At 62.6% G+C, this 23,041-nt stretch carries 18 protein-coding genes; 8 read left to right on the top strand and 10 right to left on the bottom strand.

Translation table 11 applies throughout. From position 1 onward, the window contains the following. Positions 1-6 precede the first annotated feature (6 nt). The 7 genes from prfA to AC2S2E_RS00785 all read left to right on the top strand — a co-directional run bounded on the left by prfA (position 7) and on the right by AC2S2E_RS00785 (position 7,584). Entirely contained in the window at positions 7-1,071 is a 1,065-nt protein-coding gene (gene prfA / locus AC2S2E_RS00815) for a peptide chain release factor 1 (protein ID WP_486523389.1), read from the top strand. Beyond that, positions 1,064-1,909, top strand: coding sequence for a peptide chain release factor N(5)-glutamine methyltransferase (prmC, locus tag AC2S2E_RS00810; RefSeq protein ID WP_486523388.1), 846 nt, complete (start codon positions 1,064-1,066; stop codon positions 1,907-1,909). The genes prfA and prmC overlap by 8 nt, the downstream gene beginning before the upstream one ends. Before the next feature lie 236 nt (positions 1,910-2,145). Beyond that, positions 2,146-3,060, top strand: coding sequence for a DUF4167 domain-containing protein (locus AC2S2E_RS00805; RefSeq protein WP_486523387.1), 915 nt, complete (start codon positions 2,146-2,148; stop codon positions 3,058-3,060). Between the two features lie 73 nt (positions 3,061-3,133). Continuing rightward, the gene (gene lnt, locus AC2S2E_RS00800) at positions 3,134-4,774 is read left to right on the top strand and encodes an apolipoprotein N-acyltransferase (RefSeq protein ID WP_486523385.1); all 1,641 of its coding nucleotides are present in this window, start codon (positions 3,134-3,136) and stop codon (positions 4,772-4,774) included. A 43-nt stretch (positions 4,775-4,817) separates the two neighbouring features. Further along, a complete protein-coding gene (gene metK, locus AC2S2E_RS00795; RefSeq protein ID WP_476104252.1) occupies positions 4,818-6,044 on the top strand; it encodes a methionine adenosyltransferase in 1,227 nt (408 codons plus the stop codon). Between the two features lie 192 nt (positions 6,045-6,236). After that, positions 6,237-7,019, top strand: a complete 783-nt coding sequence (locus AC2S2E_RS00790; protein ID WP_476104251.1) for a universal stress protein — start codon at positions 6,237-6,239, stop codon at positions 7,017-7,019. Between the two features lie 118 nt (positions 7,020-7,137). Beyond that, positions 7,138-7,584: a hypothetical protein gene (locus AC2S2E_RS00785; protein WP_486523383.1), complete on the top strand. Its 447-nt coding sequence runs from the start codon at positions 7,138-7,140 to the stop codon at positions 7,582-7,584. Here the strand turns inward: AC2S2E_RS00785 and AC2S2E_RS00780 are convergent, their stop codons facing one another. Together AC2S2E_RS00780 and polA are read right to left on the bottom strand one after the other, a co-directional pair. Further along, positions 7,585-8,685 carry a mechanosensitive ion channel family protein gene (locus AC2S2E_RS00780; protein WP_486524652.1) on the bottom strand — a complete coding sequence of 367 codons (1,101 nt, stop codon included), beginning with the start codon at positions 8,683-8,685 and terminating at the stop codon, positions 7,585-7,587. It abuts the gene before it with no gap. A 2-nt stretch (positions 8,686-8,687) separates the two neighbouring features. Beyond that, positions 8,688-11,537, bottom strand: coding sequence for a DNA polymerase I (gene polA, locus AC2S2E_RS00775; protein ID WP_486523382.1), 2,850 nt, complete (start codon positions 11,535-11,537; stop codon positions 8,688-8,690). Between the two features lie 258 nt (positions 11,538-11,795). On the opposite strand from polA, the gene AC2S2E_RS00770 reads away from it, so the two are divergent. After that, on the top strand, positions 11,796-11,984 hold the full coding sequence (locus AC2S2E_RS00770; RefSeq protein ID WP_168602934.1) for a hypothetical protein: 189 nt from the start codon (positions 11,796-11,798) through the stop codon (positions 11,982-11,984). Positions 11,985-12,163: 179 nt separating this feature from the next. Here AC2S2E_RS00770 and AC2S2E_RS00765 read toward each other — a convergent pair whose 3' ends face one another. The 8 genes from AC2S2E_RS00765 to AC2S2E_RS00730 form a co-directional block, all read right to left on the bottom strand. Next, positions 12,164-13,213 (bottom strand): serine hydrolase, encoded by a 1,050-nt coding sequence (locus AC2S2E_RS00765; protein WP_486523381.1) that lies wholly within the window; start codon positions 13,211-13,213, stop codon positions 12,164-12,166. A 185-nt stretch (positions 13,214-13,398) separates the two neighbouring features. After that, complete coding sequence (groL, locus tag AC2S2E_RS00760) at positions 13,399-15,036, bottom strand: chaperonin GroEL (protein ID WP_476104247.1); 1,638 nt, start codon at positions 15,034-15,036, stop codon at positions 13,399-13,401. Between the two features lie 76 nt (positions 15,037-15,112). Next, positions 15,113-15,400 carry a co-chaperone GroES gene (locus AC2S2E_RS00755; RefSeq protein ID WP_486523380.1) on the bottom strand — a complete coding sequence of 96 codons (288 nt, stop codon included), beginning with the start codon at positions 15,398-15,400 and terminating at the stop codon, positions 15,113-15,115. 117 nt (positions 15,401-15,517) lie between these two features. Then, complete coding sequence (locus tag AC2S2E_RS00750; RefSeq protein ID WP_476104245.1) at positions 15,518-16,903, bottom strand: MATE family efflux transporter; 1,386 nt, start codon at positions 16,901-16,903, stop codon at positions 15,518-15,520. A gap of 95 nt (positions 16,904-16,998) precedes the next feature. Then, complete coding sequence (locus AC2S2E_RS00745; protein ID WP_486523378.1) at positions 16,999-18,408, bottom strand: efflux transporter outer membrane subunit; 1,410 nt, start codon at positions 18,406-18,408, stop codon at positions 16,999-17,001. After that, a complete protein-coding gene (locus AC2S2E_RS00740; RefSeq protein WP_486523377.1) occupies positions 18,405-21,587 on the bottom strand; it encodes an efflux RND transporter permease subunit in 3,183 nt (1,060 codons plus the stop codon). Before AC2S2E_RS00740 ends, AC2S2E_RS00745 begins: the two co-directional genes overlap by 4 nt. Further along, complete coding sequence (locus tag AC2S2E_RS00735) at positions 21,584-22,843, bottom strand: efflux RND transporter periplasmic adaptor subunit (protein WP_476104242.1); 1,260 nt, start codon at positions 22,841-22,843, stop codon at positions 21,584-21,586. The genes AC2S2E_RS00740 and AC2S2E_RS00735 overlap by 4 nt, the downstream gene beginning before the upstream one ends. Continuing rightward, on the bottom strand, positions 22,833-23,024 hold the full coding sequence (locus tag AC2S2E_RS00730) for a hypothetical protein (protein ID WP_486523375.1): 192 nt from the start codon (positions 23,022-23,024) through the stop codon (positions 22,833-22,835). The genes AC2S2E_RS00735 and AC2S2E_RS00730 overlap by 11 nt, the downstream gene beginning before the upstream one ends. Positions 23,025-23,041: the final 17 nt, after the last annotated feature.

Here is a 23,041-nt window from a genome sequence, read left to right as displayed (position 1 = left end):
GCCTAAATGACCATCCCCTCCACACGTCTGGCCCAGATTGCGGCGCGTTTTGCCGAGCTGGAGGCGCGTTTGGCCTCCGGCACGCTGGAGGGCGCGGAATTTGTCGCGGCCAGTCGCGATTACGCCGAACTGGAGCCGGTGGCCCGCGCGGCATCGGACGTGGCGACGATGCGCGGCGAGCTGGAAAGCCTTGCCGCTCTGGACGATCCGGACATGCGCGAGCTCGCCGAGGAGGAGATCGCCCGCATCCGCGCCGCGCTGCCTGATGCCGAGCGCGCGCTCTCGATCGCCATGCTGCCGCGCGACAATGCCGACAGCCGCCCGGCCATGCTGGAAATCCGCGCCGGAACCGGGGGAGACGAGGCTGCCCTCTTCGCCGCCGACCTGTTCCGCATGTACGAACGCTATGCCGCCGAGCAGGGCTGGCGCGTGGAAATGGTCAGCCTCAACGCCAGCGAGATCGGCGGCTTCAAGGAAGTGGTCGCCCATGTCAGCGGGCAGGGCGTTTTCGCCAAGCTGAAATTCGAATCCGGCGTTCACCGGGTTCAGCGCGTGCCCGTGACCGAAAGCGGCGGGCGCATCCATACCAGCGCGGCCACGGTCGCCATCCTGCCCGAACCGGACGAGGTGGATGTGCAGATCGAGGACAAGGACCTCAAGATCGACGTCTATCGCGCCAGCGGCGCGGGCGGACAGCACGTCAACACCACCGATTCGGCCGTGCGCATCACCCATCTGCCCACCGGGACCGTGGTGACGTGTCAGGACGGGCGCAGCCAGCACAAGAACAAGGAAAAGGCGATGCAGGTCTTGCGCGCCCGCCTGTTCGAGGTTCAGCGCGAGGAAGCGCAGGGCGCCGAGGCCGAGGCCCGCAAGGCGATGGTGGGCAGCGGGGATCGATCCGAACGCATCCGCACCTATAATTTCCCCCAAGGCCGCGTCACCGATCACCGCATCAACCTGACGCTGCACCGTCTGCCCGAAATTTTGGAAGGGCCGGGGCTGGGCGAACTGGTCTCGGCGCTGATCCATGAGGATCAGGCCAAAAGGCTGGCGGCATTAGGTGAATAATATTGCGCTGGCCATCCGCGATGCGGCGCAAAGGTTGAGCCAGACCAGTGATACCGCAAGGCTGGATGCCGAAGTGTTGATGGCCCATGTTTTGCAATGTTCGCGTACGGATCTGTTGTTGCGACATATGGGCGATTCCGTGCCCGATGGTTTCGACGCTTTGATTGATCGCCGCGCTCGGCATGAGCCGGTTGCCCATATTACCGGACAGCAGGAATTCTGGGGCCTGTCGTTCCGTGTCACGCCCGCCACGCTGATCCCGCGGGGGGACAGCGAGACAATTGTGGAAACCGCGCTCAATGCGTGTACCTCGCCCGCGCGCGTATTGGATTGCGGGACGGGGACGGGGGCCTTGTTGCTCTCGGTCCTGCATGAACGGCCGGGAGCCGAAGGGGTGGGGATTGACGCCTCGCCTGATGCTCTGACCGTGGCGAGGGGCAATGCGGCGGCGCTGGGCATGGGCGAGCGGGTGCAGATGGTGCTGGCCGATTGGACGCAGGCGGGCTGGGCCGATGGGCTGGGCCGGTTTGACCTTATCCTGTCGAACCCGCCCTATGTCGAAAGCGATGCCGCGCTGGACCCCAGTGTCCGTGATTTTGAACCGGCCAGCGCGCTGTTCGCCGGTGCGCAGGGGCTGGACGATTATCGCATCCTGATTCCCCAATTGCCGGGGCTGTTGCTTCCCGGCGGCGTCGCGGTGCTGGAAATCGGCTATCAACAGGCCGAAGCCGTCAGCGAGATCGCCCGCCAGGCCGGATTTGCCGTAGAATTGCGCCTTGATCTGGCCAATCGCCCCCGCGCCTTGCTTCTTTCACAGGAAAGCGGGGGCAGTGCGTAAGATTCTGCTTGGCTTTTGGCGGCGGGCCTTTTAATTGAACTACAGGACCGCCGAGGGATGGGATCTTCCCCTCTGGCTGGTGCTACTCCAGCATCTTCGTCAGGATAGGCCGATAAGGGCCGGACCCGACGAAACAGGGCTACGCTGCGAAATTTCGCGGTGCGGCATAATGACAGGACGAGGAGCACGCCGGCAAAGAGGCCGAGCGGCGATCCGGGGTTAAGGAATACTCACCCTTGAACAACAATCGTGGGAATAACCGCCGCCGTGGCCGGGGCAACAACAACCGGCCGCAAAATGGTGGTCAGCAGCTTAACCGGATCGACAGCCGGGCGCGGGGCAATGCTCCGCAATTGCTGGAAAAATATCGCAAACTTGCCCAGGATGCCCATCTTAACGGTGATCGCGTTCAGGCCGAGTATTACCTGCAATTCGCGGACCATTACTTTCGCGTGATTGCCGACACCCGCCTGCGTCAGGAAGAATCGCGCGCCCGCCGTGACGATCGCTGGCAGGAAAATGGCGAAGGTGGTCGTGACGATGGCGACGATCAGGGCGATTTCACCGTAGAGAGCGATTTCCCCGCTTTCGACGCGCCGCCGGTCTATACTCGCCGCGAACGCGAAGAACGCAGCGAACCGCGTCAGGATGCCCCGGTTCAGCGCCGCGTCGAAGAACCCGTCGAAGAAGCCGGTGACGGTGAAGGCGAAGGTTCGAGCGAATCGTCCTCGAACATTTACGAGCCGGCGGAAAATCCGTTCCTGCGCGAAAACCGTGGTCCGCGCGTGCCGCGTGGCCGCCGTGAAGAACGTCGCCCCCGTCGCGACGATCGCGCGCCGCGTGAAGAACGCGCCCCTCGCGAAGAACGCGCACCTCGCGAAGAACGTGCCCCTCGCACCCCGCGTGTAGCCGCAGAAGTGGTCGTGGATGGTTCGGGTCTTGGCGCCGCTCTGCCCCCCGCCATTTCGGCCAGCCCGCGCAAATCCGTGGAAGCCAAGCCGGTTGCTGAAGCTGCGCCGGTCGAAGTCAAGCCCGTCGCTGAAGCGCCCGCCGTGGTTGCCGAAGTTTCGGCCGAAGCAGCGCCTGCGCCCAAGCGCCGTGCGCCCCGCCGCAAGGTGGCTGCGCCCGCGCCCAGCGACAGCGCGGAATAAAAAGTCCCCTTTGTGGGCACATGATGCCAAGGCGGGGTGACGGCATGGGCCGCCCCCGCTAAAGCATGCCGCCATGGATGATGCGGCTAAGCCTTGGCACGACAGATATTTCGGCAAATATAAGCGCAAGGCAAAGCTGTTTGCCCACGCGTGCTGGCATTGGGGTTGGCGCGGAGCGGCGTTGATGGCGATTGGCGCGGTTGGCGCGCTGGGCTTTCAACCGCTTGGGCTTTGGCCTTTGACCTTTTTCAGCGTGGCGGTTCTGTTGTGGATCGCGGCGCGATTGCCCCATGCGGGCTGGGCGGCGGTGGCGGGCTGGCTCTGGGGTGTCGGGCATTTCACGCTGGGGCTGAACTGGATCGCCACAGCCTTTACGTATCAGGCCAAAATGCCGTCATGGCTGGGCGGATTGGCGGTGTTTCTGCTCTCGCTCTATCTGGCGCTGTTTCCAGCCATGGCCATGGCGGGGGGCTGGTTTTTGCGCGGGCGGGCGGTGTCGCGCGTTTTAGGTTTTGCCGGTTTCTGGATTTTGACAGAGGCACTGCGCGGGTGGCTGTTCACCGGCTTTCCGTGGAATCCTCTCGGCGTGGCGCTGCTCGGCGGTGATGCGAAGCCGGGGCTGGCGTTATTGGCGCCGTGGCTGGGCACCTATGGTCTGTCGGGGCTGGTGGTCATTCTGGGGGGCATTCTGGCCGAAGGGCGTTTGCTGTGGTTGACGGGCCGGCGCCGTGATGGTGGCGGGATGATCGCCGGGCCTTTCGCGCTGGGCCTTGCCGTGATGGCAGTGCCGGGGCCTGCAACGCCGCAAGGCCGTGTCGCCTATACACTGATCCAGCCCAATGTTGCGCAGGAGGATCTGGACGATCCCGCGCATTTCGAGGCCCAATATGTGGCTTCGGCCAAATTGTCGGCGCCATTGAAGGCGGGGCAGAAGCGTTTGGTCCTGTGGCCTGAATCGGGCGTGCCGGATTATGTCCGCGATGGTTATCCGGCATGGTATTATCAATACACTTTTGGCGGCGACCCGTGGCTGGCCCGGTGGCGTCTGGCACGCACGATTGGTGAAGGTGGGCTGTTGCTGACCGGCACGGTTGATCTGGACCTTGTCGGGCGCAATGCGACCGGGGGGCAGAATGTCATTACCGGCATCGATGAACATGGCGATATTGCCGCCCATTACGCCAAGGCTCATCTGGTGCCTTTTGGCGAATACCTACCCCAGCGTCAGTGGCTCAAGATGATCGGGCTTGAGCGACTGGTGCCGGGCGATTTCGATTTTCGCCCCGGTCCGGGGCCGCAAACGCTCGATCTGGGCGCATTGGGCAAGGCGGGGATGCAGATCTGTTACGAGATCATCTTTCCCGGCGCGGTGGTCGATCGGGCGCACCGGCCCGACTACATCTTCAACCCGTCCAACGATGGCTGGTTCGGCAGTTGGGGCCCGCCGCAACATCTGGCACAGGCGCGGTTAAGAGCGATTGAGGAAGGTTTGCCGGTCCTGCGTTCGACCACCAATGGCATCAGCGCCGTGATCGACGCCCATGGCGTGGTGCGTCAACATGCAGGGCGCGGCGTTGCGGCGCGGCTGGATGGTTTTGTGCCGCCCGCTCTGGCCCCGACATTCTTCGCAAAATGGGGCAACTTCGTCTCAATTGGGGTCGCAATTGTTCTTCTTGTGGTTGGCGCCCTTGTGTTGCGGCGCCGTCGCGGCTAGTGACGGTGCCGCATAAAGAAACCTTTATATGGCAGGTCTCCCAATGTCCGATACCGCGCGCAGTGATTACCTCTTCACCTCCGAAAGCGTTTCGGAAGGTCATCCCGACAAGGTCGCGGACCAGATTTCCGACGCCATCGTCGATCTGTTCCTGTCCAAGGATCCCGAAGCGCGCATCGCCTGCGAAACGCTGACTACGACCCAGCTTGTGGTGCTGGCGGGCGAAATCCGTTGCAAGGGCGTCTATGAAAATGGCGCATGGGCGCCGGGCGCACAGGAAGAAATCGAAAAGGCCGTGCGCGATACGGTCAAGCGCATCGGCTATGAACAGGACGGTTTCCATTGGGAACAGTTCGAATTCATCAACCGCCTGCATGGTCAGTCGGCGCATATCGCGCAGGGCGTGGACGCGGGCGACAACAAGGACGAGGGTGCGGGCGACCAGGGCATCATGTTCGGCTTTGCCTGTGATGAAACCCCCGACCTGATGCCCGCGACGCTGTATTACAGCCACAAGATCCTGGAACAGTTGGCCAAGGATCGTCATTCGGGCGCGGCGCCTTTCCTTGAACCCGACGCCAAGAGTCAGGTGACGCTGCGTTACAAGCATGGCAAGCCGGTGGCCGCCACCGCCATCGTCGTTTCGACCCAGCACAAGGCGGGTTATGACGAAGGCGCCAAGAAGGCCGAGCTGGAAGCCTATGTGAAGCAGGCCGTGGGCGCGATCCTGCCCGCCGGTTTCATTTCGGGCGATACGGTGTGGCACATCAACCCCACGGGCAGCTTTGAAATCGGTGGCCCCGATGGTGACGCGGGCCTGACCGGGCGCAAGATTATCGTGGACACTTATGGTGGCGCGGCCCCGCATGGCGGCGGCGCGTTCAGCGGCAAGGACCCGACCAAGGTTGACCGCAGCGCCGCCTATGTCGCGCGCTATCTGGCCAAGAATGTGGTGGCCGCCGGCCTTGCCACGCGGGTGACGATCCAGCTGTCCTATGCCATTGGCGTGGCGCGTCCGCTCTCGCTCTATGTCGATACGGCGGGCACGGGTTCGGTGGCTGACGCGCTGCTCGAAGCCGCGATTGCCAAGGTGGCGGAAGAAAAGCTGGGCGGTCTGACCCCGCGCGGCATCCGTCTGGGTCTGGGGCTGAACAAGCCGATCTATGGCCCCAGCGCGGCCTATGGCCATTTTGGCCGCAAGCCCGATGGCGATTTCTTCCCCTGGGAACGGACCGATCTGGCCGAAGCGCTCAAGGCTTCTCTGGTCTGACAGCTGGCCGGTTGGCAGGAATTGAAGGGCGGTGGCGCATGATGCGCCGCCGCCTTTTTTCATGCGCATGGGGGGCGGCAAAAACGCGAATCCATGGCGTTGCTTGACCTGAGTCATGGTAGGTTACGGTTAGAGGAGTAAATTTGCCCCCGACGGAAGGGACACGGTCAAAAGCGATAAGGGAGACCGACGATGCGCTCTATTCTGGTTTATGCCGACCAAACCGAGGAAACCTCTGCAAGGCTGGAAACGGCCCTTTCGCTGGCGCGGGCCACTGGCGGCCATCTCAGCGTGTTGATCGATACGCCGGTGGCGCGTTTCATGGCGATGGATGCGCTGGGCGGGGGCTATCTGGCGGCCGATGCGGTGCGCGAGGCGGTGCGACGCGACGATGAATATGCCGAAAAGCTGGCCGCGCATTTGCGCAACGAGGATGTGCCTTTCGACGTTTTGCGTGGCGAGGAAGAGCCGGTCGATGCGATGACCGAGGCGTCGCTGCTGTCGGATGTTATTGTGCTGTCGCGCGGTTGCGAATTTGCTGGGCAACTGGCCGTGGATGGCAAGGCACCGATCCTGATCGTGGGCGATGACAAACCTATGTCGGTGCCGGTCAATTGCGTCGCGGTGGCGTGGGACGGTTCGCATGAGGCGGCCGTGGCGCTGCGGGGCGGTCTGCCGCTGCTCAAGATGGCGGGACAGGTCCACGTTCTGACCGTGGGCGACAAGGCGGGCGTGTTTCCGCCGCTGGATGCGGTGCAATATTTGTCGCGCCATGGGGTGAAGGCGGAAATTGATTCGCTGGCGCGGGTTGGTTCGATTGAGGAAACGCTGGCCAGCGCGGTGGCGCGTCTGGGGGCGGATCTGTTGGTGATGGGCGCCTTTGGTCACAGCCGGTTGCGGGAATTCCTGCTGGGCGGGGTGACGCGCTATTTCCTCGATCTGAAAGACGGGCCGAGTCTGCTTTTCGCCCACTGATTCTGATGGGTTATGGTGGTTAAACCGGGGTGTGCGTGGGCACGCCCCGGTTTAGATTTGTATTGCATACGTATTGCGCAACAAGGCATGTTTTGGGGTGGTTTGGTAAGGGCATGATTTGGCGTTAAATTTGCGGTTCGATCCATTTGTTGCATTTCTCGCAATCGTCCATGATGAATCCGCATTTGCCGCAAGGCCCGCTGTTGGGCATACGGAACAGGCCTTTCAGGCATCCTCTCCCAAAACTTCCACGGCCCGACCGGCAACGGTTGGGCCTTTTTTTGTCCGCAATCCGCAGGGTGCGATTTCTTGTGCGTTGCAGCGCAACGGCAGGGCGGATTCATTTTTTGTAACAAGGGTGATGATACGGCGCCACGCAGACGCCGGAATTGCGCCAGTTGCGATTACATTCTCAGTCGTTGCATTCTTTGCAATCGGTACACTGCGTTTCGCACTTGCACAAAAACCTGACTGGGGTCATAAAGACCCTGCCTTTCAGGCATCCTCTCCCAAACTTTTCAAGCCCGGCTTCGGCCGGGTTTTCTTTTGCCCGCAATCCGCGTGATCAGGTTTCGGTGCAGAGCGCATCGGGCGCATTCACCCGCAACCATTCCAGCATGCATTCGCGCAGTTCGTTGCGTAAAGCGCCAAGGTCGGCGGGATTGGTCGCGCTGACCACCAGTTTCAATTCGACCGAGCCAACACGCGATTCTGATACAACCAGATCACCGGTACGTTGATCCCACGCGGGCATGTCGGCCAGAGCGGCGCGAAAGGCCTGTCGGATAGGGTCAATCGCAAAACCGGGCCGGATGGGCAGGATGACCGACCCGGTGATGCCGCCCACGCGGGTCCAGTTTTGAAAAGTCGCGTCGAGGAATTTGACCGTGGGCACGATCAACCGCCGCTCGTCCCCGGTGCGGATCACGACATAGGACAGGCGGATATCCTCTACGCGGCCCTGTTCGCCCTCAACCACCACGAAATCGCCAATGCGGATCGGTTCGGTCAGGGCGATCTGTAACCCCGCGATCAGCGATTTGAGCGCAGGCTGGGCCGCCGCACCGACCGCCAGACCCATCAAACCGGCCGACGCGATCAGTGTCGCGCCAATATGCCGCACCGCCGGCACGCCCAGCAGGATCAGCGCCACGGTCACAAAAATGATCAGGAAGGCCATAGAGCGCGAAATGAGGGCGATTCGCGTCGCTCTGCTGCGCCCGGTCATTTCATCGCCCGATGCGGTGGCGCGGCGGCTCATCAATTCGGCCGCCGTACGCACCAGTGCAAACAGCACCCAGCCGGTCAGGGCCGGGACTACAAAGCCTTCGATCCCGCTCCACAATTTGTCGACCAACCGATTGCCGCCCGCCGCCGACGCCATGCCCCCCGCCAGAAAGGCCCAGCGAAAGGCATGGTACAATTGCGCGGCGGCTACGGCTTCGGCCGGATTTTCGGTGCGCCGGGCCATGCGCCGCAAAAAGGCGAAGCAGGCCAGATGCAGCAACAGCGCCAAGCCCAAACCGATCGCCAGCGCCAGAGCCGCATGGCTCATCCGCCCCGACCAATGCATGATCTCGTTGACCGAGGGCCATTGGTCGGGATCGATCGCCTCATGGGGCAGATCGATCGGCAATTTGCCTTTGGTGAGGTTGGCGATGGTCACTTTCAATGCGCGGCGCCCCAGCTGATGCCCGTGCCGATTTCGACGCCCAGCGGGACCGAGATCGTGACGGACGGCCCGGCGGCTTCTTCCATGACGCGGCGGATCACGGTCTTGGCGGCGTCCACATCGCCTTCGGGCAATTCAAAGACCAATTCGTCATGCACCTGAAGCAGCATCCGCACATTGGGCAGGCCCGCTTCGGCCAGCGCCGGTTGCATCCGGGCCATGGCGCGCTTGATGATATCGGCGCAGGTGCCCTGGATCGGCGCGTTGATGGCGGCGCGCTCGCTGCCTTGCCGCTCGGCCTGGTTTTTCGAATTGATGCGTGGGAACCAGCATTTACGCCCGAACAACGTTTCGGAATAACCCTTGTCCCGCACGGTCGAGAGCGTTTCGTGGATATAGCGCTGAATGCCGGGAAAACGGGCGAAATAGGTGTCGATCATCGCCTGCGCTTCTTCGGGCGTCACGCCCAGACGTGGCGCCAGACCCCAGCGCGAAATGCCATAGAGGATGGCGAAGTTGATCGTCTTGGCCCGCCCGCGTGTCTCTCGGTTGACCTCGCCGAACAATTCCTGCGCGGTGGCGGCGTGAATGTCGGCGCCGCTGGCAAAGGCGTCCTTCAATGCGGGCACATCGGCCATATGCGCGGCAAGGCGCAATTCGATCTGGCTGTAGTCGGCGGCCAGCAGGACATGGCCCGGTTCGGCCACAAAGCAATCGCGGATCTGGCGGCCGATTTCGGTGCGAATCGGGATGTTCTGCAAATTCGGCTCCGTCGAGGAAAGACGGCCGGTCTGTGCCCCAACAAGGCTGTAGCTGGTGTGAACGCGGCCCGTGACGGGGCTGATCGCGGCCTGCAGCGCCTCGGTATAGGTCGAGCGCAATTTGGCCAGTTGGCGCCATTCGAGCACCTTGCGCGCAATCGGCACGCCCTCGGCTTCCAGCTTTTCCAGCACTGATTGGTCGGTCGAATATTGGCCCGACTTGCCCTTTTTGCCACCTTTCAGGCCCATCTGGTCGAACAGGATCTCGCCCAATTGCTTGGGGCTGCCGATGGCGAAGGGATTGCCTGCCAGCGCGTGGATTTCCGCCTCCAGCGCGGCGATGGCCTCGGCAAACTGCTGTGACAGGCCCGCAAGGCGTTCGCGGTCCACCTTGATGCCATAACGCTCCATTTGGGCCACGACGGGCACCAAGGGACGGTCAACGCGCTCATAGATCCTGCTGGCGCCCTCTGCGGCCAGACGGGATTTGAGCAGGCGGTGGAGGCGCCATGTGACATCGGCGTCTTCGGCGGCATATTGCGTGGCGCGTTCCAGCGCGACTTCGGCAAAGCTTATCTGCTTCTTGCCGGTGCCGCAAACCTCCTTAAAGCTGATGCAGGTGTGGCCAAGGTGGCGCTGCGCCAATTCGTCCATGCCGTGGCCGCCACCGATCCCTTCCTCGGACCGCCCGGCATCCATGTCAAAGCTGATGACCATCGTGTCGTCGATGGGCGATACGGCGATGCCGAATCGAGCCATGACATTCAGATCATATTTGATGTTTTGCCCCACCTTCAGCACCGCGTCCGATTCGAGCAGCGGCTTCAACCGGCGCAAAGCCTCCTCACGGTCGATCTGTTGCGGCTTTTCGGCGAACATGTCGCTGCCGCGATGGCCCAGCGGGATATAGCAGGCCTGATTCGGTCCGACCGCCAAGCTGATACCCACCAGATCGGCTCCAATCGCGTCCAGCGCGCTGGTTTCGGTGTCAAAGGCGATCAGGCGGGCGTCAAACCCTGCGGCAATCCAGCGGTCCAGCGCGTCGAGATCCTGAACGCATTCATAGGTGGACAGGTCGATGGGCGGCATAGGCACGACCTCCTGCCGCGCGGCCCCCGTGGCGGGGGCGGCGCTGGCCGTGACGGTCTTGACCGGATGCAATTGGGTTGCGCGTTCGGGGCTGCCCCGTCCGGCATCAAGGCGCTTCAGCAGGCTGGTAAACCCATGTTCGGCCAGAAACGCCGCCAGAGGCTCAGGAGGGATTGCGCCAAGCTCAAAGGCCTCCAAAGGCAGGGGAAGGGTGCAATCCTCCTTGAGCGCCACCAGAACCCGACTCAGACGCGCCATATCGGCATGTTCGATCAGATTGTCGCGCAGCTTGCTGGCCTTCATCGTCGCGGCGGCGGCCAGAGCGCTTTCCAGATTGCCATGTTCCTGGATCAATTTGGTCGCCGTTTTGGGGCCAATGCCGCGAATGCCGGGCACATTGTCCACCGCATCGCCCATCAACGCCAATACATCGCCAACCAGATCAGGCGTCACGCCGAACTTTTCCGCCACCTCTGGAATGAAGATGCGCAGGGACTTCATGGTGTCGAGCATATCCACCCGCGAACCATTCGGGCCATCTCCGACCAACTGCATCAGATCCTTGTCGGAGGAAACGATGGTGACATCCCACCCCTGTGCCTGCGCCGCGCGGGCATAGGAGGCGATGAGATCGTCGGCTTCCAGCCCTTCTTCCTCGATACAGGGGAGCGAAAAGGCGCGCGTCGCATCGCGAATCAGGGGAAATTGCGGAACCAGATCCTCGGGCGCGGGCGGGCGGTTCGCTTTATAGGCGGGAAAGATGTCGTTTCGGAAACTTTTCCCCGCCTTATCCAGAATTACCGCCAGATGAGTCGGACCGTCGGCCTTGTGCAGGTCATCGGCCAGTTTCCACAGCATCGTGGTATAACCAAAAACCGCGCCCACCGGGGTTCCTGCCGGATTCGTCAGGGGGGGAAGCCGGTGATAGGCCCGGAAAATATAGGCCGAACCATCGACCAAATAGAGGTGGGGGCGGCGATTTGTCGTGTTTTCCATGAAACTTTCATAGGGCCAAGCGGCCGCTGCGAAAAGGCGCGAGACCCCCAGTTTCCGGGGGAAACACGGTATGAACGCCCCATTTATCTTTACGCAAATGCGATAGGATGCACATCTAAATGCGACTAGCGCTTGCATCGCGGCAACAAGCCGTTTATTTGGCGCGTGAAGTCTACTCCTGCGGTAGGCTTTCCGCACGGCGCGCCACCTCGGTGGAAAGTGTCGCGCGTGGTCCACTCGCTGTTCAAGGATACTCACATGCGCAAGATCATTCTCGCCGCTGCCGTTGCTGGCGCTGCTCTGTCGCTCGCCGCTTGCTCGAAGACTGAAGAAGCCGCTACCTCGGCTGAATCGGTTGCTTCGGACGCTGCTTCGGTTGCTGACTCGGCCGCTTCGGTTGCTGACTCGGCTGCTTCGGAAGCTGCTTCGGCTGCTTCGTCGAACTAATCTTCTGCGCGAAAGCGCGAAGTTTAGAGGTCAGGGCGCGTGGGACTATCCTGCGCGCCTTTTCCTTTGCCTGCTTTCGGCGTGATGTGGCTTTGCCGGCATCACGGAATACGGACATTAAAAAAGGCGCCGGACGGATATGCCGTCGGCGCCTTTTTTAATGGGCTGCGAAATCGCGGTTAGCGCGATCCGCCCATCATGGCCAAATCGCTTTTGGCTTCGGCCTGATATCCGTCATAGATCGCGCGGGTGATGGTGGCGATGCGCTGATCGCGGCCCGGCCTGCCGCCCTGGCCCGTGACATAAATCGCCACGGCAATCGTGCGGCCATCGTTGCTGCGGATGATGCCGACGTCGCTGGACGTGTTTGACAGGGTGCCGGTCTTGTGCCCGACCATCGCTTCACTGGGCAATGCTGCGCGCATGCGGTGAACGCCTGTGCGGCAACGCGACATGGCACCCAGCAACACTTCTCGGCTGGAGGGCGAAAGCCACTGCCCCTGATACAATCCGGCCAGCAGGACGGCCATCGCCTGCGGCGTGGTCGAATCGCGCAGATCTATCCGGCGGGCAGGGTCGATTTCGCCATCGTCACGAACCATCGTGGCAATGTCGCGGTCAAGGCGGATGCCGCCAATGCCATTGCGGCGCAGCCAGCGTGTCACCACCTGCGGCCCGCCAATCGCGGCCAGCAGCGCGTCCGTGGCGTGATTGTCGCTGCGCGTGATAGCCAGTTCGATCAATTGTTCCGCCGACAGCATGGCGCCGGGACGTACCGGGGCCACCGCGCTGGAAAAGCGGGCCGAGGGCACCGGCATCATCAGCGGATAGCGATCGGTCAGTTTGTACCGCCCCTGATCCACCCCTTCTAGGAAGGTGGCGACAATGGCGATTTTGCCGGTGCTGGCCAGCGGAAAGGGCTGATCGCCCATGACCGAGACGCCGCGACCGGAGGAAAGGTCAACCGCCGCCACGCCGATGCGGCCCTGAGACGCCGCGGCCAATTGCGCAAGGCGCGCCTCGAACGCGTTGATGCTGGCCGAACTCTGGCTCTGGTTCTGGCGGGGCGGGGCGATGGCCGGTTGCGGGGAATGGGTGATGCCGCCGTTGAACACGCGGTCAAAGGCCTGTTCAAGACCATCGACTTCGCCTTTGGCCAGCACAGGGGTAGCGGCAATTGCCACGGTGAGCGCCAAAGCGCCGAGAATCGCGTTCTGAGCTTTAAGCATGTTCTGGATGTTGGCCCGTCTAAGCTAATTTCGAGTAAACGGCATACTTGGCCAAATGTCATCCCACCTGTCGATGAAGCGCCCTGTGGCTGCGATGGGGGCAGGGAACCTCCTTAAACCTAAGCAAAAACCCGAGGGGATCGCTCCCCCCGGGTTCCTGATTTTGCCTTGGATGGCGTGGACTATTAGAAGTCCATGCCGCCCATACCGCCGCCGGGCATGGCGGGCATGGCGGGCTTGTCGTCGGCGCGTTCCACGATACCGGCTTCGGTCGTGATCAGCAGGCCGGCCACCGACGAAGCGTTCTGCAGGGCGGTGCGCACAACCTTGGTCGGGTCGATCACGCCTGCGGCCAGCAGGTTTTCGTAGGTTTCGGTCGCGGCGTTGAAGCCCAGCGTTTCGTCCGACTGATCCAGCAGCTTGCCGGCCACGAGGACGCCATCGACGCCAGCGTTTTCAGCGATCTGCTTGATCGGAGCGGTGATCGCCTTGCGGACGATGTCGATGCCGCGGGTCTGGTCTTCGTTCGCGCCCTTCAGGCCTTCAAGAGCCTTGGTGGCATAGAGCAGAGCCGTGCCGCCGCCGGGGACGATGCCTTCTTCGACGGCTGCGCGCGTGGCGTGCAGAGCGTCGTCAACGCGGTCCTTGCGTTCCTTGACTTCCACTTCGGTCGAGCCGCCGACCTTGATGACGGCCACGCCGCCAGCCAGCTTGGCCAGACGTTCCTGCAGCTTTTCGCGGTCGTAGTCGCTGGTGGTGACTTCGATCTGCGCCTTGATCTGCTCAACGCGACCCTTGATGTCTTCGGCCGAACCCAGACCGTCGACGATCGTGGTGTTGTCCTTGTCGATCGTGACCTTCTTGGCCTGACCCAGCATGCCGAGGGTGACGGTTTCGAGCTTGATGCCCAGATCTTCCGAGATCATTTCACCGGCGGTCAGCGTGGCGATATCGCCCAGCATGGCCTTGCGGCGGTCGCCGAAGCCGGGAGCCTTGACGGCAGCGATCTTGAGGCCACCGCGCAGCTTGTTGACGACGAGCGTGGCCAGAGCCTCGCCTTCGATGTCTTCGGCGATGATGAGCAGCGGACGGCCCGACTGCACCACGGCTTCGAGGATCGGCAGCAGCGACTGCAGGCTCGAGAGCTTCTTCTCGTGGATCAGGATATAGGGATTATCCAGTTCCACGGTCATCTTTTCGGGGTTGGTCACGAAGTAGGGCGACAGGTAACCACGGTCGAACTGCATGCCTTCGACGACATCGAGTTCGAACTCGAGGCCCTTGGCTTCTTCGACGGTGATCACGCCTTCCTTGCCGACCTTTTCCATCGCTTCGGCGATTTTCTGGCCAACTTCGGTGTCGCCATTGGCCGAAATGATGCCGACCTGAGCGATCTGGGCCGAATCGGCCACCGGCTTCGAGCGGCCGGCCAGATCGGCGACCACAGCAGCAGCGGCGGTGTCGATGCCGCGCTTCAGATCCATCGGGTTGATGCCGGCGGCAACAGCCTTGAGGCCTTCGCGCACGATGGCCTGAGCCAGAACCGTGGCGGTGGTGGTGCCGTCACCGGCCTTGTCATTGGCCTTGCTGGCCACTTCGCGCAGCATCTGTGCGCCCAGGTTTTCGAACTTGTCCTTCAGTTCGATTTCCTTGGCGACCGAAACACCGTCCTTGGTGATGCGCGGGGCGCCGAAGCTCTTTTCGATGACGACGTTGCGGCCCTTGGGGCCCAGCGTCACCTTGACGGCGTCGGCAAGCGTGTCCACGCCCTTGAGAATGCGTTCGCGTACGTCGCGACCAAATTTCACGTCCTTGGCGGCCATGATCTATTCCTTTGAAAAATCAGAATGGTTCAGACAATTTGGGTGGCTCAGCCGATGATGCCGAGCCCATCGGCGTTCAGCCGATAATCCCCAGAATGTCGCTTTCCTTCATGATCAGCAGGTCTTCACCGCCGACCTTGACTTCGGTGCCCGACCACTTGCCAAACAGCACGCGATCGCCAGCCTTGACTTCCAGCGGGGTCACAACACCGGCTTCGTTGCGCGCGCCCGAGCCCACCGAAACGACGATACCTTCAGCGGGCTTTTCCTTGGCGCTGTCGGGGATGATGATGCCACCGGCGGTCTTTTCTTCGGCTTCGACGCGGCGGACCAGCACGCGATCGTGCAGAGGACGGAACGACATGGGAGTGTTACCTCTCTCAAGTTGAAAATGCTTCTTGGCACTCCCACCTTGAGAGTGCCAGCGCCCCGGATATGGGTGCAGGCCCAAGGGGCGTCAAGGCATCACCTGAGAAAAAATTTACGGGCGGGGCAATACCAATCCCAAAGCCTCGCGCCGGTTCCATCGCCACAGCAACATCGCCGCCACCACGGCCAGCCCCGTCGCCAGCCCGACCCACACGCCAAACCCGCGCAACCCCGTGCCCAGACCCAGCGCCACCGACACGCCAAAGCCGGGTATCCAATAGCCCAGCAGGGCAATCGCCATCGGCACCTTGGTATCCTGAAGCCCGCGCAGCGCGCCCGCCAGAATGACCTGCGTCGAATCGACCAGCTGGAATGCGGCGGCCACCACCAGATAGCGCAGGGCCAGCGCGACCATCACCGCCCGTTCCGGCGCGTCAACGTCGATATAGGCCGATAGCAGCAAACGCGGCGCCAGCACCATCAGCGATGAGCTGAACAGCGCGATGCACAGGCCGATCTGAAGCGAGGCCCAACCCGCCCGGCCCATAGCCGCCCGGTCTCCCGCGCCGTAATGATAGCCGACACGGATCGTCGCGGCCTGTCCGATGCCCATGGGGATCTGGAACGTAAAGGCCGCGATCTGAAGCGCCACCGTATGCGCGGCCAGTTCCGCCTCGCCAATACGGCCCATCAGGAAAGCGGCGGCGCCAAACAGGCCCGCCTCGGCCAGAACCTGAAAGAAGATCGGCGCACCAATCGCCGCAATTTCGCGCAGCCGCTGCCAATCGGGCCGCCAGAGATGGCCGAACAGATAATGCCGCCGCAGCCGCCGATTGGAAAAAATCGCCCCGGCATAGGCCAGCGCCGTCACGCATCCGGTAATGACACTCGACAGAGCCGAACCCTGAAGCCCCAGCGCAGGCATGCCCCAATGGCCAAACACCAGCGCATAATTGCCCGCCGCATTGACCGCGATGGCCAGCGCCGTGATGAAAGTGGCAAAGATCGGACGCCCCAGCGCCGAGACAACCGAGCGCAGCACATTGCCGATCAGCATGGGCACCATTGCCCATTTCAGCACATGCAGGAATTGACCCGACAATTGCGCAATTTCGGGCGCCTGTCCGGTCATCAGCATGATTTCGCGGCCAAAGCTGCACAGGATCATCGCCAGAATGCCGGTGCCCACGGCCAGCCACAGGCCCATGCGCGTCGAACGCCGCACCGAACGCACCGCATGATTGCGCGCGCCCAATTCCGCCGCGACCAGCGCCGATACCGCCCCGGTCAATCCCGACAGGCTCCATGCCAGCAGGCCGAACAGGCTGACCGAGAGGGAGGAGGCCGCCAGCGGGGTTTGCCCCAGCCGCGCGACAAAGATCACGTCGATTGCGTAAACCGCCATCTGCAACAGATTGGCCGCCGCCAAAGGCACCGCCAGACGCAGCGTCGAGAGCGCTTCATCGCGCCAGAATCCGGTATTTTCCCCCTTGCTCATGCCCGGCGGCATAGGCGGGCTTTGTTTCAGGAGAAAGCGATTTCGTCCGGACCCCAAACAAAAGGGGCGCCCTGATAGAGCGCCCCCGATTGTTCTTACTGGCCCGATCCGCCGCCCAGCGCCTGATAAAGGGCAACCGTATCGACCAGCCTTGCGGCCCGCGCCTGAACCCATGTGCTGCGCGCCTCGGCCCGCGCGGCCAGAACCGGCAGCAGGGTGAAGGTGCCCACCGCCCCCAATTCATACTGTCGCCGCGTGAAATCCAGACTGGTGGCCGAAGCGCGATTGCCCCGGTCGGCCGCGGCCAGAGCGTCGCCATCGGTTTTTACCGCCGTCAGCGCATTGGACACATCGGCAAAGGCCTGTAGCGCGCTGGAGCGATATTGCGCCTGCGCCGCTTCCAAGGCGGCCTTGGCGGCATGGCTCTGGTGCAGCAGGCTGCCCGCGTGGAACAGCGGGGCCGAGACGCCGCCCAGCACGGCCCAGAACGGATTGCCCGTCGCAAACATGTCGGCAAAGCTGTTGGCTGTGCCGCCATAATTGGCGCTGATCGTGAAGGAGGGCAGGCGGGCGGCAACCGCAGCCTTGGCGTCGGCCGATGCGCCTTCCATGATCGCGGCGGCGGCGCGCACATCGGGACGCTGGGCCACGACCTGAGCGGGCAGGCTGAGCGGCAATTGCGCGGGCAGGGTCAGTTCATCCATGCGCGGCAAGGCGGGCAGAGGCGTTCCTGGCGCCACGCCGATCAGCACGGCGATCTGGGCCTCCTGCGCCTTTCGGGCGCGTTCAAGACCGGGCAATTGCCCCTCAATCGCGGCCAGCGCGGTTTCCTGCGCCGCGACATCGGATGCGCCCACCGCGCCCAGCTTTTGCCGAACCTTGATCAGCGCCAGAACGTCGCGATAGGCGTTGACGGCATCGCGGGTGGCCTCGATTTCTTCGCCAAGGGCGGCATATTGGATCGCCGATTGCACCAGATTGGCCACGATTGTCGAACGGGCCAGATCACGCCTTGCGGCCTGCGCTGTGGCCGCCGCCCGCGCCGAGCGGACTTTTGCCCGCCCGCCGCCGAAAATATCGGGCGACCATGACAGGTTCACCTGCGCGGTGTGCAGGGTGTAAAGCATCACGTTCTGGTCGGCCAAAACCGGCGCAATCGTGTTGCTCGTCCTTGCGCGCGTCGCCTGATAGCCCGCGTCCACCTGTGGCAAGAGATTGCCCACCTGCGCGCGCGCCAGTTCCTGCATCTGGCGCAAGGTGGCATCGGCGGCCGCAATGTCCGGGTTGGCGGAAAGGCTGCGTTCGACCAGAGCGTTAAGCGCATCATTGCCAAATTCGCGCCACCATTGCGCGGGGACGGGCGTCCCCACGGCAATGGCCTGCGCCGGATTGCCTTCGGGCGCGATGGGCTGGGTCAACACCGTTTCGGGCGCGTTGCCCGCAGGCGTCGGCGGCAAGGGAAGGGCCGGAACCGTCGCGGCCAGCAGAAGGGCGGTCATGTTCATGCCGGTTCTCCCTCATGTTCGTGGCCGGGAAGGTCACGTTCATCCTTGCCATGGGCCACGGCATATTTGTTGGGCACATGTTTGGAATAACGCCCGATCAACAGCGGCAGAACCAGCAGGATCATCACCGGGGCCAGCGTCATGCCGCCCACGACGACCAGCGCCAGCGGCTTTTGCACCTGTGACCCGATGCCCGTGGCGACGGCGGCGGGCAGCAGGCCGATGGCCGCCACAAGACAGGTCATGATCACCGGGCGCAGCGAATTGCGCGTGGTGGTCTTCAAGGCTTCCTCGCGGCTTTGCCCTTCGTTGAGCGCGGTGTTGAAATTGTTCACCACCAAAATCCCGTCCATCACCGCAATGCCGAACAGCGCGACAAAACCGATGGCGGCCGAAATCGAGAAGGACGTCCCCGTCACCACCAGCGTCAGAACGCCCCCGATGACCGCCATGGGGATCGAGGAAAGCGCAAGGCAGGCGTCACGGATATTGCCGAAATTGGCATAGAGCAGCGCAAAGATGATCAGCAGGCTGATCGGCACCACGACTTCCAGACGGGCGACGGCGTTTTTCAGGTTCGACATTTCACCGGCCCATTCCAGACTATAGCCCGGCGGCAGGGTGATTTTCTGGGCAATGCGGGCCTGCGCCTCGGCGACGGCAGAGCCAAGGTCGCGGTCGCGCACGCTGAACTTGATCGGCACATAGCGGGTCTGATGCTCGCGATAGATAAAGCTGGCGCCCGAAACGAGGCGAATGCTGGCGACTTCGGACAGCGGCACCTGTGTCACGCCGCCCGATGCATTGGGCGTGGCGACGGTGATGTGGCTGATCGTGTCGATGCTGTCGCGTTGTTCGGGGCGGAAACGCACGATGATCGGAAAATGCCGGTCGGTATGCGGTTCGTACAATTCGCCCGGCGACGACCCGCCGATCGCCGCGGCAACCGTCTGGTTGATGTCATCGGGGGTCAGGCCATAGCGGCCCGCCTTTTCGCGGTCGACATCGATGCGCACGGTGGGCTGGCCCAGCGATTGGAACACGCCAAGGTCGGCGATGCCCCGGACCTTGGACATCTCGTCCTTGATCTGATTGGCGATCTTTTGCAGCGTGTCGAGATCGGGTCCGAACAGCTTGACCGAATTGGCACCCTTCACCCCGCTGGCCGCTTCGGCCACGTTATCCTCGATGATCTGCGAGAAAGAGAAGTCGACGCCGGGGAAGCGGTCGGTCAGATCCTTGTTCAACTGGGCGACGAATTTGTCCTTGTCCATGCCGGCGGGCCATTCCTTCTGCGGCTTGAGCGGCACAAAGAATTCGGCGTTGAAGAAACCGGTCGGGTCGGTGCCATCGTCGGGGCGGCCTTGCGTTGAAAGGACACGCTGGATTTCGGGATAGGTCGCGATGCGGCGACGGATCGCATTGGTGGTGGGTTGCCCCGCCTCCAGCGAGATCGAGGTCGGCAGTTCGGCGCGGATGAACAGATTGCCTTCCTCCAGATGCGGCAGGAATTCAACGCCCAGCGAATGGACGCCGAACATGGCCGCCCCGAACAGCAACAGCGCGCCGCCCAGCGTCACCACCGGATTGGCCAGAGCAAACCCGGATGCCGGTTCATAGACCCGGCGCAGACGCTGGACGATGAAGGTTTCCACCTCCGACAATTTATCGGGCAGCAGCAGCGCCGACATCACCGGCGCCACAGTAAAGGTGGCGATCAACCCGCCCGCGATGGCATAGGCATAGGTCTTGGCCATCGGGCCAAAGATATGGCCTTCGACACCCGTCAGGGTGAAGAGCGGCAGGAACGACGCGATAATGATCGCGGCGGCAAAAAAGATGCCGCGGCTCACTTCGCTGCTGGCATGCAGGATTGCGCCAAGGCGGGTGGCGAAGGAGAAATGGCCTTCGCCTTTTTCGACGTGCTCGGACCTTTCGACCATGTGGCGGAAGATATTTTCCACCATGATGACCGTGGCGTCCACCACAAGGCCAAAGTCGAGCGCGCCCACCGAGAGCAGATTGGCTGATTCCCCCTGTAGCGTCAGGATCAGCACCGCAAAGGCCAGCGCGAAAGGAATGGTAGTGGCCACGATGATCGCGCTGCGCAAATTGCCCAGCAGGCCCCATTGCAGCGCAAAGATCAGCAAAATGCCGACCACCAGATTTTCCATCACGGTATGCGTGGTGACATCGATCAGATTGGACCGGTCATAGACCGACTCCAGCTTTACGCCGGGGGGCAGGATGCCGCCCGCATTGATCTTTTCCACCTCATCCTTGACCGCATTGATCGTGGGCATGGATTGCGAACCGCGACGCATCAGCACGATGCCTTCGACGATATCGTCTTCCTGACCAAGGCCCGCGATGCCAAAACGGGGCTGGTTGCCGATTTGAACGCTGGCCACGTCGCGAATGAAGACCGGGACGCCCGCATTGTTGGTGACCAGAGTGTTCTCGATCTGGCTGGGCGACTGGATCAGCGCGACGCCGCGCACGATGGCGGCCTGCGGGCCGAAATTGATGGTTTGGCCGCCGACATTGCCGTCGCCCTTGCCAAGAGCCGCGATGACCGCGCCGACGCTGGTCTGATGCGCGGCAAGTTTGGCGGAGTCGACCACCACCTCATAGGCGCGCTCCTTGCCGCCCCATCCGGTGACGTCGATCACGCCCGGAATGGCCTTGAACCGGCGTTCCAGAATCCAGTTCTGGAGCGTTTTCAAATCCATCACCGAATAGCCCTTGGGCGCCTTGATGCGATAGCGATAGATTTCGCCGATCGGGCTGGTGGGCGAGAGTTCGGGAACCACGCCGCCAGGCAGGCTGCCCAATTGCGACAGGCGGTTGATCACCTGCTGCTGGGCCTGTTCAAAGGTGAAATCGTAGGTGAATTGTACCTTCACATCCGACAGGCCGAACAGGCTGATCGTGCGGATCGCCGTCATATGCGGCAGGCCCGCCAACTGTACCTCGATGGGGATGGTGACGCCGCGTTCCATTTCCTCGGCGCTGCTGCCGGGGGATTGGGTGATGATTTCCACCATCGGCGGCACCGGATCGGGATAGGCCTCGATGTTGAGATTGTAGAACGCAATGCCACCGGCCGCCAGCATCCCTGCCAGCAGCCCCATAATCAGCATGCGCGAGCGAAGCGCAAAGCGAACAAGACCGTTCACGCGCCAAACCCCGCTTCGTTCACAAAGATGGCGCCGGTGGTGACGACCTTTTCGCCGCCCTTCAGACCCGATGTCACATCAACGCGGCCATTGTGGCTTTCGCCCAGTGTCACATCGACACAGCGGAAACGGTTGGCGCTGATCTGGATCCACACGCGGGCCGAATCGCCTTCGCGGATCACCGATTGCGACGGCACCGACAGGACGGCGGGGCCGTTGGCGGGCAGGCTTTCCTGATGACGGATCGTGAAATTGGCGAACATCTGTGGCTTTAACGCGCCATCGGGATTGGCGATCGTGGCGCGCACGGGCAAGCGGTGCGATTGGGGGTCAAGCGCGCTGGCGATATTGTCGACCACGGCGTGGAACACCCGGCCGGGGAAGGCCGAGACATTGACATCCACCGTATCGCCCAGATGCACATGGGGCGCATCGCTTTCGGCCAGTTGCGCCACCAGCCACACCTGACCGGGGTTGGCGATGGTCAGGACCGGCGTGGTGCCGCCCACCTGAACGAACTGACCGGGGCTGACCGCGCGGGTGGCGATCACGCCGCCGATGGGCGCGCGGAACGTGGTTTCGGGGTGATAGCCATTGACGTTGCGGCTGGCCTCCAGCCCGGCGATTTCGCCCTGACTCTTGCCGAAAATTTCCAGCTTGTCGCGCGCGGCGCCAAGGTTGGCTTCGGCGCTGCGCAGGGCGGCTTGCGCAGCGACGGCATCGTTGCGCGCCTGCTCATAGTCGCGCAGCGCGCCACCGGCGGTGCGATAGATCTGTTCCTGACGCTTGAGGTTATCGTCGGCAAGCTTGGCCGCGGCAACCGCGCTGGCGCGAGCGGCGGCGGCGCTGAACAGCGCATTGCGCGCATCCACCACATCGGTCGTGCGCAGCGTCAGAAGCGGCTGGCCTTGCGCAACCTTGGCGCCGGGTTGCACCATGACCTGCGTCACCTGACCCGAATAGGGCAGGAAGACGGGTGTGGCATGGGTTTCGTCCACCGCGATCATGCCGGTGGCGGCTGTCTGCTGCCAGCCATCGCCGCCCCCAACGGCTTCGACCTTGAGCGTGGCCAGTTGCGAAGGCGTCATCTCGACAATGCCTTCGGGCAAAGGTGGCGGCGTTACCGGCTCTTTATACGTAAAATGACGATAGGCCAGAACCAGCAATGCCAGCACCGCCACCCCCACGACCGCCTTGACCAGAAGGCCAAGCTGATGCCTGACCGAAAGTGTTTCAACCAACTGATTATCCGCCACTTTTATACCTCGCCTGCATCGCGCCGCCGATCCCAATCAGCCTCCAGCACGCCCAGCTTTTCCAGCCTGTTCCAAGCACGTTGGGCGCTGAATTCAAGATGAACAGATATAAAAATTTTATATAAAAATTGAGGTCGTGTTGCGCCTTTTGCATCTGTAGCCGCACCGGCGTTTCGGTCATTGCCCGTTCACCCTTTT

The sequence above is a fragment of the Novosphingobium sp. 550D genome, from assembly GCF_057401885.1.
The sequence above is the reverse complement of the archived record's forward strand: the minus strand, read 5'-3'. Positions and strand labels throughout refer to the sequence as shown.

What these genes read in the sequence shown, in the direction of transcription:
- metK (WP_476104252.1), top strand. Translation starts at nt 4,818, where the DNA reads ATGTCCGATACCGCGCGCAGTGATTACCTCTTCACCTCCGAAAGCGTT.
- AC2S2E_RS00745 (WP_486523378.1), bottom strand. Translation starts at nt 18,408, where the DNA reads ATGAACATGACCGCCCTTCTGCTGGCCGCGACGGTTCCGGCCCTTCCC.
- polA (WP_486523382.1), bottom strand. Translation starts at nt 11,537, where the DNA reads ATGGAAAACACGACAAATCGCCGCCCCCACCTCTATTTGGTCGATGGT.
- lnt (WP_486523385.1), top strand. Translation starts at nt 3,134, where the DNA reads ATGGATGATGCGGCTAAGCCTTGGCACGACAGATATTTCGGCAAATAT.
- AC2S2E_RS00790 (WP_476104251.1), top strand. Translation starts at nt 6,237, where the DNA reads ATGCGCTCTATTCTGGTTTATGCCGACCAAACCGAGGAAACCTCTGCA.
- AC2S2E_RS00730 (WP_486523375.1), bottom strand. Translation starts at nt 23,024, where the DNA reads ATGACCGAAACGCCGGTGCGGCTACAGATGCAAAAGGCGCAACACGAC.
- AC2S2E_RS00750 (WP_476104245.1), bottom strand. Translation starts at nt 16,903, where the DNA reads ATGAGCAAGGGGGAAAATACCGGATTCTGGCGCGATGAAGCGCTCTCG.
- AC2S2E_RS00770 (WP_168602934.1), top strand. Translation starts at nt 11,796, where the DNA reads ATGCGCAAGATCATTCTCGCCGCTGCCGTTGCTGGCGCTGCTCTGTCG.
- AC2S2E_RS00755 (WP_486523380.1), bottom strand. Translation starts at nt 15,400, where the DNA reads ATGTCGTTCCGTCCTCTGCACGATCGCGTGCTGGTCCGCCGCGTCGAA.
- groL (WP_476104247.1), bottom strand. Translation starts at nt 15,036, where the DNA reads ATGGCCGCCAAGGACGTGAAATTTGGTCGCGACGTACGCGAACGCATT.
- AC2S2E_RS00765 (WP_486523381.1), bottom strand. Translation starts at nt 13,213, where the DNA reads ATGCTTAAAGCTCAGAACGCGATTCTCGGCGCTTTGGCGCTCACCGTG.
- prfA (WP_486523389.1), top strand. Translation starts at nt 7, where the DNA reads ATGACCATCCCCTCCACACGTCTGGCCCAGATTGCGGCGCGTTTTGCC.